The sequence below is a fragment of the Brevundimonas sp. GW822-FHT03E11 genome, from assembly GCF_058801445.1.
In genome coordinates, this window is sequence record NZ_JBXANG010000007.1 from 121,566 (window position 1) to 134,653 (window position 13,088).

A 13,088-nucleotide genomic window follows, 5' to 3' on the forward strand; every position below is an offset into this window, starting at 1 on the left:
CATCCTGACGACCTGCCTATCCTTTTTGACGTCCACCTCGCGCGGGGCCGTTCGGTCGCGCGCCACAGCCCCTACGGAACGCTTTTCAGCTCCATGACTGACACCCTCACCCCCACCCGCGACGATTTCGCCGCCCTGCTCGACGAACAACTGTCGGGCCGCGACTTCGGCGAAGGCCAGGTCGTTCACGGCCGCGTCGTCGGCATCGAAAAAGACATCGTCATCATCGACGTCGGTCTGAAGACCGAAGGCCGCATCGCCATGCGCGAATTCGGCCAGGGCGAAGACGGCGCCCTGCCCAAGGTCGGCGACAATGTCGAAGTCTATCTGGAGCGCGTCGAAAACGCCCTGGGCGAGGCGGTCATCAGCCGTGACAAGGCCCGCCGCGAAGAAGCCTGGACCCGTCTGGAAGCCGTGTTCGCCGAAGGTCATCCGGTCAACGGCGCCATCGTCGGCCGCGTCAAGGGCGGCTTCACCGTCGACCTGGGCGGCGCCTCGGCCTTCCTGCCGGGCTCGCAGGTCGACATCCGTCCGGTCCGCGACGTCGGCCCGCTGATGGGCAAGGAACAGCCGTTCCAGATCCTGAAGATGGACCGTCCGCGCGGCAACATCGTCGTCTCGCGTCGCGCCATCCTGGAAGAAGCCCGCGCCGAACAGCGCACCGAGCTGGTCGGCCAGCTGCAAGAGGGCGAAGTCCGCGACGGCGTCGTCAAGAACATCACCGACTACGGCGCCTTCGTGGACCTGGGCGGCATCGACGGCCTGCTGCACGTCACCGACATGTCGTGGAAGCGCGTCTCGCACCCGTCGCAGGTTCTCGCCGTCGGCGACACCGTCAAGGTCCAGATCGTCAAGATCAATCCGGACACCCAACGTATCTCGCTGGGCATGAAGCAGCTGCAGTCGGACCCGTGGGACGGCGTGGAAGCCAAGTACCCGGTCGGCGCCAAATACACGGGCCGCATCACCAACATCACCGACTACGGCGCCTTCGTGGAGCTGGAAGCCGGGGTCGAGGGCCTGGTCCACGTCTCGGAAATGTCCTGGACCAAGAAGAACGTCCATCCGGGCAAGATCGTCTCCACCTCTCAGGAAGTGGACGTGGTCGTCCTGGACGTCGACGCCTCCAAGCGCCGCATCTCGCTGGGCCTGAAGCAGGCCCAGGACAATCCTTGGGACGCCTTCGTCGCCGCTCACCCGATCGGCTCGACCGTCGAGGGCGAGGTCAAGAACGCCACCGAATTCGGCCTGTTCATCGGCCTGGACAACGACATCGACGGCATGGTCCACCTGTCCGACCTCGACTGGTCGGTCTCGGGTGAAGAAGCCATCCAGCGTTACCGCAAGGGCGAGATGGTCAAGGCCAAGGTCCTGGACGTCGACGTCGAGAAGGAACGCGTCTCGCTGGGCATCAAGCAGCTGGGCGGCGATCCGATCGGCGAGGGCGACACCTACCGTCGCGGCCAGCAGATCACCGTCACCGTGACGGCGATCGAGTCGGGCGGCATCGAGGTCAAGTTCGGTGAAGACGACGCCCCGGTCACCGCCTTCATCCGCAAGTCGGACCTGTCGCGCGACCGCAATGAGCAACGTCCGGAACGCTTCGCCGTCGGCGACCGCGCCGACGCCATGATCACCGCCGTGGACAAGGCCTCGCGCCGCATCTCGGTCTCGATCAAGGCGCTGGAAATGAAGGACGAACAGGAAGCCATCGAACAGTTCGGCTCGTCCGACTCGGGCGCTTCCCTGGGCGACATCCTGGGCGCCGCGCTGAAGAACGCCGGCTCCAAGGAGTAAGGCGCTCGCCGCAAGGCGTCAGGCGCTTCGCTCAAGCAGCGAAGCGCCGCGCGCTTCGCGATAGCGAACCTCGCTCAAGCAGCGGAGCGCCGCGCGCTTCGCGATAGCGGACCTCGCTCAAGCAGCGGAGCGCCGCGCGCTTCGCGATAGCGACCAAAAAAGACCAAGGCGGCGGGAGCGATCCCGCCGCCTTTTTCCTGTGTGGCGGCGGCCAATGACCGGAACCGGACATAATTCATGCAAATCCGAGGGCTCGCGGCCCGATAGGGGCTTTTTAGAGGGGCGGGCGGCGGTTAGGGTGCCGTACAGTGGATCATCGGCGGGCGCGGCCTGCCGATCATGAGCTGGCAGGGGCCCTGATGATCAAATCCGAGCTGATCGAGAAGCTTGCGGCGGAAAACACCCACCTGACCCATGCGGAGGTGGAGCGGCTGGTCAATGTCATCCTGGGCGAAATGACCGGCGCCCTGGCCGACGGCGGCCGGGTCGAACTGCGCGGCTTCGGGGCCTTTTCCGTCCGTTCGCGACCGGCCCGCGTCGGTCGCAATCCCCGCACCGGCGAGACCGTGGACGTTCCCGCCAAGGCCGTGCCCTTCTTCAAGAGCGGCAAGGAACTGCGCGAACGTCTGAACGCTTCTGGGGACGCCTAAGCCTAACGACCGAAAGACCCCGCATGAGCCTTCTGTCCGAGTTCCGCGAATTCGCGATCAAGGGTAACGTCGTCGATCTGGCGGTCGGCGTCATCATCGGCGCCGCCTTCAACGGCATCGTCAAAAGCCTGGTGGATCAGGTGGTGATGCCCCCGATCGGCCTTCTGACCGGCGGGGTGGATTTTTCCGAACTGGAATGGGTGCTGCGGCCCGAAAATCCGGCGACCGAAGAGGTCGAGAAGGTGGCGATCCAGTACGGCGCCTTCGCCAACACCGTGATCCAGTTCCTGATCGTGGCCTTCGTCGTCTTCCTGCTGGTCAAGGGGATCAACAGCCTGCGCCGCCAGGAAGCGGCCAAGCCGGATCCGGCGCCCTCGGCCCCGACCCCGACCGAGGCCCTGCTGACCGAGATCCGCGACACGCTGAAGGCCCGACCCTAGAGCCTGATCGGTTGAAGTGGAATCGCTTCGCGATTCCGCTGAAGCCGTGAATCAGGCTCCAGATTAAAGCGAGAGCATGATTCACGCTTCTGTCGGAACCGCGAAGCGGTTCCGTCCGAAACGATCATGCTCTAGAGCCTGATCGCTGAACGACGCCGCGACCCGGTCCGCGCCTCGCCTTCGCGCCGACGTCCCTATAGGTCAGGGCGTAAAGAGATCGATTTTTCAACGCCTTGCGGATCGAGCCGCCCAATCGGCCGTCGGTCCTTCCGCAGCGCCTAGACTGGCGTTTCGGTATTCGACATCGCAAAGGACGGCGCGACCGTTCGCCGACGGACTGTCCGGTCCACGGCGGACTATTCTTCAGCAAAATCAAAGGGCGTCGGACAGATCGGACACATCGGACACCTTTTTTCGTGTCCGATCGCCGGCCCGCCCCGGAGCAAGACCGGTCGGCTCAGACGGCGGCGTCTCGCTCGATTTCGCGCCTGATCGACGACCGGCGGGGCGCCGGCACGGGGCGCAGGCAGACGGCGTAGTCCCCGTCGAACGGGGTGGGGCTCCATTCCTCGGCGGAGACGGGATCGCGGAAGACGGCGTGGCCGTGGCCCCATCCGCCCTCGCGCCGGGCCTTTGCGGCCAGCGGCCCCAGACGCTCCAGCATCAGGGGCGTCGTCACCTGCAGCCTGACCTTGGCCGCGCCCAGGCCCCGCGCATTGTCGATCAGGGTCCGGGCCAGGATTTCGATCGCGTCGTCCGCCCCGTCCAGCGCCGCCAGATCCAGGATGTCCAGACAGGGCGGATCGATCAGACGGGTCTTGTTCATGTGGGCCAGGGCGACGCCTTGCAGCCGGTCCCGGTGAAAAAGGCCCAGAACCACAGGCGCCAGGGTCATGTCGGGGTCGCTCATGCGCCAGGCCATGATCTCGGGGCTGCGGTCGGCGATCAGCCGGCCCTCGGCGACCAGGGCCCGCCAGAAGTCGGCATAGGGCGAACCCTCGCCCAGGTCGGTCAGCACCCGGACCCCGTCCGGCAGCTTCAGGCGGCGGGGTTTGAACAGGCGGCGGTTCATCAGCCGGTCGCCCAACCGCCGGGCCGTCTCCGCCGACACTCCGCCCAGCAGTCCGCGCAGCAGCCGGCCCTTCGCACAGGTCAGGGGATCGACCCTCCAGGCCAGCTTCAGGGCGTGGGTCTGGGCCGGCGCCGGCTTGAAGCCGAACAGGGGATAGAGCGGCGCCGACCGGGCGTTGGCGTTCAGGGTGTAGCAGGCGAACAGGCCCGACTGGGCCAATATGGCCTTGATCAGGGGCCGGCTGGCGCCCCGTCGTTCGGGCGGAACGATGATGGAAAAACCGGTGGCGGCGTAAAGAACCTCGGGGCCGCGCCGAAACCTCTGGACCAGATTGCCCAGCATGGCCTGGGGCGCATCGGCCTCATCGACGACGACCCAGCCGGTCGGGGCGTCCAGGTCCCGTCGCGCCGGATTGGCCTCCAGCCACCGCCACCCCGCCTCGGACCGCTCGGGCCAGCCGACCTGGCGGTGCAGGGCGTTCAGCGCCGCATAGTCGGATCGGCGGATCGGCCGCACAGCCATTCAACACTCCCTCCCGTCCTCGACCGGGCCATATTGGCGCCCCGGCGGCGGGATGCGGGGACCTCTGCATATCGGGCGCCAGTTCGGCGCATCACCGGGTGCGGCGAGGGGGCGCATAACCTTAACTCTTGTTCGGGTTTGCTCCCTGTGCTGGGTATGCGCCTTTCGCGCGCCCCGTTGAGGCGCGGCAGTTGGGAGTGAGCCGTTGACAGTGACGGATGGGGGGGCGCTCGCGCCTCGTAAGACTTTCCTGGGGCACCCGCGGGGGCTGGTGATCCTGTTCTTCACGGAAATGTGGGAGCGTTTTTCCTACTATGGCATGCGGGCCCTGCTGGTCCTCTATCTGACCCAGCACTTCCTGTTCGGCCCGGCCGAGGCTCAAGGCATCTACGCCGCCTACGCCGCCCTCGTTTATCTGATGCCGGTCCTCGGCGGCCTGATCGCCGACCGCTATCTCGGATCGCGCAAGGCCGTCATCATCGGCGCCGTTCTGCTGGTCCTGGGGCACTTCACCATGGCCTTCGAAGGCACGGGCGGTCGCGAGCGCCTGACCATCGGTGACACCACCTATGAGCTGCAGGTCGAGGGCCGCGACCAGAACCGCCGCATCTTCGCCGTCAACGGCGATGAACGGGTCCAGGTCGCCATATCGCCCGAAGGCGTCTCCGCCGTGGGCGCCGAGCCCTCCGCCGCCAACGCCTCCGATGTGGCGGCCGTCGCCACGGGAGCGGCGATCAACGCCCAGCCGACCGGAGCGCTGGATCCGGCGACCGCAGCCGCGCCCGAGGCCGCCGCCAAGGCCGGCTTCCCCGCCTTCACCGCGACCGGCGCCTATACGCTGGAGACCACGCGGGATCTGGCGCTCGGCGAGCCGGTTCTTTTCCTGGCCCTGTCCCTGATCATCGTGGGCGTCGGCTTCCTGAAAGCCAACATCTCAACCGTCGTCGGCGCTCTCTATGAAGAGAACGACCCCCGGCGCGACGGCGGCTTCACCATCTTCTACGTGGGGATCAACCTCGGTTCCTTCCTGGCGACCATCGCCTGCTCCTATCTGGGCATCAAATACGGCTGGGCCTACGGCTTCGGCCTGGCCGGCATCGGCATGCTGTTCGGCCTGCTGACCTTCGTCCTGGGCCAGTCCTGGCTCGAAGGCCGCGGCGCGCCGCCGGTCCCCGTTCAGGGCCGTTCCATCCTGGGCGTGCCGCTGGTGCCTTTCTTCTGGATCGCCGGCATCGTCGCCGTCATCCCGACCTGGCTGCTGATGCAGCGCCACGAGATCATCGAGACGGCCCTGCCGTGGATCGCGGGCGTCATCTTCGCCGCCGTGGTGGGCTTCACGGTCTTCCGGCTCAAGGGCGCCGAGCGGTCGCGCATGCTGGTCGCCCAGGTGCTGATCTTCTTCTCGGTCCTGTTCTGGGCCCTGTTCGAACAGGCAGGGTCGTCCCTGACCCTGTTCGCAGACCAGTCCACCCAGATGCCGTCATGGTTCAACGCCGCCATGACCCAGACCTTCAACCCCGGCATCATCGTGCTGGGCGGGCCGATCATCGCCGCCCTCTGGGTCTGGCTGGCCAAGCGCAAGCTGGAGCCTTCGACCCCGGTCAAATTCTCCTTCGGCCTGGTCTTCGTCGGTCTGGGCTTCCTGGTGCTGACCTGGGCTGCCGCGACCCAGGCCAACGACGCCTTCCGGGTGCCGCTGATCTTCCTGTTCCTGACCTACTTCTTCCACACGATCGGCGAGCTGTGCCTGTCGCCGGTCGGCCTGTCGATGATCACCAAATTGTCGGTGGCGCGGGTGGTCGGGATGATGATGGGCGTCTGGTTCCTGTCCAGCTCTGTCGCCCATATCGTCGCCGGCATCATCGCCAAGGCGACGGCGACCGACACCGTCGCCGGCGTCGTCACCAGCCCCGAGCTGGCGCTTCAGACCTATGGGTCGATCTTCGGCACCATCGGCTGGACGGGCGTCGGCGTCGGCGTCTTCCTGCTGCTGATGTCGCCCCTGCTCAAGAAGGGCATGGCCGGGATCCACTAAAGTCTGCCTGTTCGACGCAAGAAGCCCCGGCGGAGCGATCCGCCGGGGCTTTTCGTTGGCGTCAGCCGCCTCAGAAGGTCTTGCGGACCCGGATGGAGGCGAAGGTGCGCGGGTCGACGACGCTGTCCTCGACGAAGGCCACCGCGCGGGTGTCGCGGTCGGCGAAGACGGTGCGGCTTTGGGTGAAGTCGTCCCACAGGTTCAGCTGGGCCCGGATCGCCAGGGTCGGGCTGGGCTTGTATTCGGCGAACAGCTCGAAATAGTCGGTTCCGCGCCAGCGCGAGACCTGATCGGGCGAATAGCTGGGCTGGCCTAGATAGGGCAGCCAGTTCACCCCCCATTGCAGCTTCAGGCGCGTGATGTCCTGCTCGATGCCGACATTGGCCTGGGTCGGACGAACGCCGGAGATCGGCCGCTTCTCGCCCGTGGTCGGATCGGTGACCTCGGTCTTGTTCCAGTCGTTCCTGAAGGTGAAGCGGGCGCCCGTGACGCCCAGCTTGTCCAGCGGCACGGTCACGTTCAGCGACAGCCGGTCCAGCGTCCCCTCGCCGATATTGCCCACCGCCGACAGGCCGCCGGCCAGGGGGATGCGGTCGATGGCGTCGATGATCTCGTCGTGGCGATAGCCGATGGAGACCACGCCCTCGCCCCAGAAGCGGCGCTCATAGGTCAGCTCGGAGATCCAGCGCTGCTCGGGCTCCAGATCGACGTTGCCGCCGTAGACGTTCTGTTCCTCCAGGTCGGCCGAGGCGGCGAAGTCGGAGAAGTCGAGCTGGCCCAGTTCGCGCTCGAAGCGGAAGCGCAGCTGGTTGTTCGGCATCGGCGTCCAGGTGGCCATGAAGCGGGGCTTGGCGAAGAAGAAGCTCTTCTCCTGATCGGCGTCGCCCGACTGGCTGATGGTCGAGGCCTCCAGGCGCAGCCCCGCCTCCAGCGTCAGGTCCGGGTGCAGCCGCCAGGTGCCCTTGGAGAAGGCCTCGCCCCGCGTCTCCTCCACCTTGACCGAGGCGCTGGGCAGGGCCACCGGGGCGCCGCCCACGCTATAGGCCTGATCGGTCTGGCGCATGTTGTAGGCCACCTCGCCGCCGGTCTCGATCGTCAGCTTGGGCGACCGCTCGTGACGGATCAGGGCGCGCAGGATGGTCTCGGACCGTTTGCCCGAATAGACGAACCGCTCTTCCGGGGCGTCCAGACCGTTGCTGAGGACGTTGTAGGTCGAGACCCCGTCCCAGCTGCCGAACTCATGCATCAGCCGGGTTTCCAGCTTGAACCGGTCGTTCAGCGGCCGCTCCCAGGTGACGCCGAACTCGCCGCTCTTGTTGTCCTCCTGGTCGAGGCTTTCGCGGAAGGCGGTCGCCGACCGGCTGTTGTAGTAGCCGTTCCAGTCGTTGATCCCATAGCGGGCGGTCAGGTCGACCTTGCCGCCGGCGATCGGACCCGCATAGGTCCCGCGGATCGAATTGCCGCCGCCGTAGCCGTCGGTGTCGGTAACCTCGTCGCGCAGCACATTGCCTGCCACGTCACGGCGGATCGTCCGGCCGGGGCCGTTCGAATCGCTCATGCTGATGCCGTCGGACAGGGTCACGCCCCAGCTGCGGTCGCCGTCTCGGGCGGTGAACTGATAGCTGCCGCCGTAGAGATCCTGGCCCGCGCCTTCGAACTGGGTCGTGTTCCACGTCAGGATCGACTGGCGGCTGGCCTCGGTCTTCAGGATGACGTTCACCACCACCGAGAAGCCCTGCATGTCGATGCCGGGCGCGCCGCCGCGGATCAGCTCGATCCGTTCCACCTGACGCGCCGGGGTGCGGCTCAGCACATTGGAGCCGCCGTCGTTCTTGGAGGCCGGACGGGCGTTGTTGATCAGCACATTGCCGACCGCCCCTTCAAAGCCGCGCGCCCCGGAACCGTCGTCGACCTCGAAGCCCGGCACGCGATTGACCATGTCGAGCGCCGTATTGGGGCGCTGGGCCGCGAAGAAGTCGGGCGTGAAGACCAGAACGCCGCGCTGGGTCGCGTCGGCCAGGGGCGCCTGGCCCGCCGGGCCGGTCGGAACCGGCGCCTGGGCCACCTGGGGCTCGTCCCCCGCGAAGGCCGATGCGGCCGACAGGAACAGGGCGGTGCTGGCCAGCAGCAAGGTCTTCGTCATCGGTCTTCCCCTCGAATGTTGTCGAGGGATGTGCCGTCAGCGGACGTTCATCTCCAGTTACAAGGCGGAAAGGTGGATTAAATCGCCGCCATCATTACAGACATTTCATTACGAAAATGAAAGGCGCGCGAATACAGTGAAGTCATGAACCGTATCCCCGCTCTTCTCTGTTCTATTCTGCTTGCCGCAAGCGCAGGCTGGCGGGCGACAGCCCAGGAGGCGGACCCGCCGGCCGATGCGGTGGAGGACATCGTCGTCACCGCCCGTCGGATCGAGGGGCCGATGTGGGAGATCCGGCGCGGGGACGCGACCCTGATCCTGGTCGGGTCGATCGACGGCCTGTCGCGCGACATGGATTGGCGGACCGAGGCCCTGACGACGGCGGTGGAGCGGGCGGATCGGGTGCTGTTCCCGGTGCAGGGGCGGGCGTCCCTGGCCGATCTGGGGCGAGTCATCTGGCGGGCGCGGACCCTGACCCGCCTGCCCGAGGGCCGGACCACGGCCGACTATCTGCCGCCGGAGCTGGAGGCGCGGCTGGAGCGGGTCACGGGCGAGGGGCCCAGCCGCACCAGCCTGCTGCTGCTGTCAGCCGAGCTGATGGAGCGGGGCGGCTACGCCCGGCGCGAGCGGCCGGTCTCGGACGTGGTGCGGCGGGCGGCGCGGACCAGCCGCAAGCCGGCCGAGCCGGTCGGCACCCTGCGGGGGGACGAGATCATCGATCGGGTGCTGACCACCCCGCCCGAGCGGTACCTAGATTGCATGGAGCGGGCGGTGACGGCGGCCGAGCTGGGCGAGGCGGAGGGCGAGCGGCGGGCCGAGGCCTGGCGCCGGCGCCGCGTCGCCGAGGTGCTCGCCTCGCCCCTGGATCAGGCCGTCAGCGCCTGCTCCTACTGGGTGGTGATGGGCCAGGGGCCGGCGCTGGAGGCCCTGTGGGGCCAGGCGGTGGACCAGGCCCTGGCCGAGGGCGGGACGACGGTCGCCATCGCCCCGCTTCGCCTGCTGGCCCAGCCGGGCGGCCTGCTGGACCGGCTGGAGGCCCAGGGGCTGGAGCCTCTGGGCCCCGACTGGCGGCCGCAGCCGCCGGCCGAGGTCCCCGGCGACGCGCCTATTTCGTAAGTATTATCAATGGGTTAATTGGCAGGCGTCGCGCGCTCGGGCACGGCGTCGCGGGCGGCCTCGCCGACGGTGTCGGCGGCGTTGCCGACGCTTTCGGCCGCGCCGGCTACGGCGTTGGACTCGATCGCCTCATTGCGGTTCATGTTCATCAGGAACCAGCCGATGATCAGGACCAGGGCCAGGCCGACGATCAGGGCGATGACCCCGCCCATTCCGCCGCCGCTGCGGCGCTGCTCGACGATGGTCGGGCCGGTCGAGTTTTCGCTGACGCGCTCGACCCGGCCGTCGGGGTGTTTGATGGTGCGTTCGGTTGCCACGGTAAGTCTCCTCTCCTGTGTGGCGGGGAAACACCCGTTCGTCCGATCCGGTTCCTTTCCCCTAGACCGCCGTTCCGCCGACGGTCAGGCCGCCGATCTTGAGGCTGGGCTGGCCGATGCCGACGGGCACGCCCTGTCCGGCCTTGCCGCAGACGCCGACGCCGGGGTCGAAGGCGAAGTCGTCGCCGATCATCTGGATCTTCGTCAGGGCCGTGGCCCCGTCGCCGATCAATGTGGCGCCGCGCACGGGGGCGGTGATCACCCCGTCCTCGATCAGATAGGCCTCATTGCACTGGAAGACGAACTTGCCGTTGGTGATGTCGACCTGGCCTCCCGAGAAGTTGGCGGCGTAGAGGCCGCGCTTCGTATTGGCGATCATGTCGGCCTTGGAATCCCGCCCCCCCTCCATGAAGGTGTTGGTCATGCGCGGCATGGGCATGTGGGCGAAGGACTGGCGACGGCCGTTGCCGGTGGCGGCGACCCCCAGCTGACGCGCCGACAGCCGGTCGTGCATCAGCCCGACCATGATCCCGTCCTCGATCAGGACGGTGCGGCCCGTGGGCGTGCCCTCGTCATCGACCGACAGGGAGCCGCGCCGCCCGGCGATGGAGCCGTCATCGACCACGGTCACGCCCGGCGCCGCCACCCGCTTGCCCATCATGCCGTTGAAGACGGATGAGCCCTTCCTGTGAAAATCGCCCTCGAACCCATGGCCGATGGCCTCGTGCAGCAGGACGCCGGGCCAGCCGGCCCCCAGGACCACGTCCATCTCGCCCGCCGGACAATCGACGGCCTCCAGATTGACCAGGGCCTGGCGCAGGGCCTCGTCCACCTGGGCCTGCCAGCGTTCGGGCGCCACCCAGGCCTCGAAGCCCGCCCGGCCCCCGGCGCCGGAGGAGGCGCTCTCGCGCCGGCCGTTCTGCTCGACCGTGACCGAGACGTTCAGCCGCACCAGGGGCCGCACGTCGCGCACCGCCCGGTCGTCGGCCCTCAGGATCTCGATCGCGCGCCGCTCGCCGACCAGGGAGGCCGAGACCTGGACCACGCGCGGATCGCGGGCCCGGGCCCAGGCGTCGATCTCGGCCAACAGGGCGATCTTGTCGGAAAAGGCGGGCGAGGCCAGGGGATCGACCTCGGCATACAGTTTCTGATTGGTGGCGCGCGGCCCCTCGGCGACGCGGGCCTCATGCCCCGCCTTGGCCAGGGCGGCGCTGTCGGCGGCGCGGCCCAGGGCGGCGGCCGAAATCTCATTGGCGTGGGCGTAGCCGGCGGTCTCGCCCGCCACGACGCGCAGGCCGAACCCCTCGGTGGCGTCATAGGCGGCCGATTTCAGCCGCCCGTCGTCGAACACCAGGCTCTCGCTCTCGGAGCGTTCCAGAAACAGCTCCCCGTCGTCCGCCCCGGCTAAGGCGGACTTCAGGATCGACAGGGCGTCGTCGGTCGAAACGCCGGCGGCGTCGAGGAGGGGCGGCGGGGCGGCATGAAGGGTCATGACGCCTAGGTAGGGGCTGAAGCGCCCCTCGTCACCTGTTCAGGACCGGATCGGAACCGTCAGGAGGGGACGGGCGTGGAAAAAACACTGTCCGATGTGTCCGATGTGTCCGGTTGGTCCGGCGCCGGATCGACCGGATCGGGCCCCATCAGGACGACCGCCTTCACCGCCTTTTCCAGCAGGCGGCGATAGACGGGATTGCTCAGGTCCAGGCCGGCGAAGGACCGCTCCAGGTCCGTCAGGGCCTTCATCTGGCGTTCCAGCACCTCAAACCGATCGCAGTCCGACAGGGGTTTGGGGCCGGAGCGGCGCTTGGCCGCAGGCGGTTGGGCCGCAGGCGGTCGGGGCGCGGCCTCGGCCGACGGCGGACTCAGAGTCTGGGCCTCAGCCTGCGCCTTCGCCGCCGCCTTCATCGCCTCTTCCGCCTGGGCCATGGCCGTCAGCTGGGCGTGCAGCCGCATCCAGCGCCCGGCCTCCACCCCTCGGCCCGCCAGGATCGCCCGCTGCATCCGCACCCGGGCGTGACCCGCCAACAGGCCGTAGTCGCACAGGCCCGCCGCCGTCTCGGCCTCCAGGTCCACGGGCTCGTCCGCCCCGTCCGCCTCGAAGCCATAATCCAGAGGTTCGGTCTGATCCTGATCTTGGCGCAGCCAGCCCTCGTCGCGGGCGCGGGCGTAAAGGGTCGACCGCGCCAGGCCGAACCGCCGACAGACCGAGGCCCCCGGCTCGCCCGCCGCATAGGCCCGCTGGATCGCATCCCACCGGTCCTCCGATATCCGGCTGTAACCCCCGCCCCTCTGATAGGGATCGCGCACCCGCCGCCCGTCATACAGGGGCCGGTCGTTCAGGGGGTCATCGTCCCAGGCCCGTTCGGCGCCCGTCTCCGCCATCCCCTCCGCGCCCCAATCCCCGTCCCCGTCCTCGTTCCAGCCGCCTGCCGTCGCGTCCATCCGTCCCTCCCAACCAATCCGCCCCGATGCGGAGCGGCCTCAGTATGGGGTCGGGGGAAAGGGGTGATGGGTCGATTGTCGGGAAGGCGGGAAAAGCCGTGGGGAATCAGAGGGCGGTGTGGGGGAAGGGGTGGGGGCAGGGGCGAGGGAAGCCTAGGCCGTCTTCTTCTTCCGGGGCGCGGGCGGAGCGTCGGCGGCCGTGACCAGATGCCCCTTCCAGCCGGGCGGCGGCAGGAACTTGCCGGACTTCTCCTCGCGCGTGCCTTCGCGCGCGATCCGGGCGGCGTCGCGTAGGGCCTTCAGGGTGGTTTCGCGGTCGAAGATGCTGCTCATTTCGGTCCCCAATCTAACAGTTCCCTTCCTTTCGTCATCCTCCGGGCCGCGCAGCGGAACCGGGGGACCCAGCGGCACCGAAGGCGAAATCCGTCCGCCGCACGGATCTCGAACACCCCGTCCGCGACAGGTTCACGCTCACGCGCGCCGCTGGGTCCCCCGGTCTGCGCCGCGAAGCCGCGGCTTGCCGGAGGATGACGAAAGGGAGGGGATCAGCTGGC

Annotated in this window: 11 protein-coding genes; 5 read left to right on the forward strand and 6 right to left on the reverse strand. The window is 68.2% G+C overall.

Going from position 1 to position 13,088, the window contains the following annotated elements; all coding sequences use genetic code 11:
* The first annotated feature begins 93 nt into the window (after positions 1–93).
* From rpsA to mscL, 3 genes are all read left to right on the forward strand, one after another.
* Positions 94–1,797: a 30S ribosomal protein S1 gene (gene rpsA, locus AC1RKE_RS12500; protein WP_348685072.1), complete on the forward strand. Its 1,704-nt coding sequence runs from the start codon at positions 94–96 to the stop codon at positions 1,795–1,797.
* Positions 1,798–2,156: 359 nt separating this feature from the next.
* Positions 2,157–2,447: an integration host factor subunit beta gene (locus AC1RKE_RS12505; RefSeq protein WP_054766822.1), complete on the forward strand. Its 291-nt coding sequence runs from the start codon at positions 2,157–2,159 to the stop codon at positions 2,445–2,447.
* A gap of 23 nt (positions 2,448–2,470) precedes the next feature.
* A complete protein-coding gene (mscL, locus tag AC1RKE_RS12510) occupies positions 2,471–2,887 on the forward strand; it encodes a large-conductance mechanosensitive channel protein MscL (protein WP_152949462.1) in 417 nt (138 codons plus the stop codon).
* Positions 2,888–3,344: 457 nt separating this feature from the next.
* On the opposite strand, the gene AC1RKE_RS12515 is transcribed toward mscL, so the two are convergent.
* Positions 3,345–4,481: a GNAT family N-acetyltransferase gene (locus AC1RKE_RS12515; protein ID WP_054764682.1), complete on the reverse strand. Its 1,137-nt coding sequence runs from the start codon at positions 4,479–4,481 to the stop codon at positions 3,345–3,347.
* Between the two features lie 271 nt (positions 4,482–4,752).
* On the opposite strand from AC1RKE_RS12515, the gene AC1RKE_RS12520 reads away from it, so the two are divergent.
* On the forward strand, positions 4,753–6,516 hold the full coding sequence (locus tag AC1RKE_RS12520; protein ID WP_054764683.1) for a peptide MFS transporter: 1,764 nt from the start codon (positions 4,753–4,755) through the stop codon (positions 6,514–6,516).
* A gap of 70 nt (positions 6,517–6,586) precedes the next feature.
* On the opposite strand, the gene AC1RKE_RS12525 is transcribed toward AC1RKE_RS12520, so the two are convergent.
* Positions 6,587–8,659 carry a TonB-dependent receptor plug domain-containing protein gene (locus AC1RKE_RS12525; protein WP_492897174.1) on the reverse strand — a complete coding sequence of 691 codons (2,073 nt, stop codon included), beginning with the start codon at positions 8,657–8,659 and terminating at the stop codon, positions 6,587–6,589.
* A gap of 144 nt (positions 8,660–8,803) precedes the next feature.
* Between AC1RKE_RS12525 and AC1RKE_RS12530 the strand changes: the two genes are divergently transcribed.
* Complete coding sequence (locus tag AC1RKE_RS12530) at positions 8,804–9,775, forward strand: TraB/GumN family protein (RefSeq protein WP_395942298.1); 972 nt, start codon at positions 8,804–8,806, stop codon at positions 9,773–9,775.
* Positions 9,776–9,789: 14 nt separating this feature from the next.
* Here the strand turns inward: AC1RKE_RS12530 and AC1RKE_RS12535 are convergent, their stop codons facing one another.
* The 4 genes from AC1RKE_RS12535 to AC1RKE_RS12550 form a co-directional block, all read right to left on the reverse strand.
* Positions 9,790–10,092, reverse strand: coding sequence for a hypothetical protein (locus AC1RKE_RS12535; protein ID WP_182714927.1), 303 nt, complete (start codon positions 10,090–10,092; stop codon positions 9,790–9,792).
* Between the two features lie 61 nt (positions 10,093–10,153).
* Positions 10,154–11,584, reverse strand: a complete 1,431-nt coding sequence (gene tldD / locus AC1RKE_RS12540) for a metalloprotease TldD (protein ID WP_152949466.1) — start codon at positions 11,582–11,584, stop codon at positions 10,154–10,156.
* A 59-nt stretch (positions 11,585–11,643) separates the two neighbouring features.
* Positions 11,644–12,534, reverse strand: coding sequence for a hypothetical protein (locus tag AC1RKE_RS12545; protein WP_348685520.1), 891 nt, complete (start codon positions 12,532–12,534; stop codon positions 11,644–11,646).
* A gap of 153 nt (positions 12,535–12,687) precedes the next feature.
* Positions 12,688–12,867 (reverse strand): hypothetical protein, encoded by a 180-nt coding sequence (locus AC1RKE_RS12550; RefSeq protein ID WP_348685522.1) that lies wholly within the window; start codon positions 12,865–12,867, stop codon positions 12,688–12,690.
* Positions 12,868–13,088: the final 221 nt, after the last annotated feature.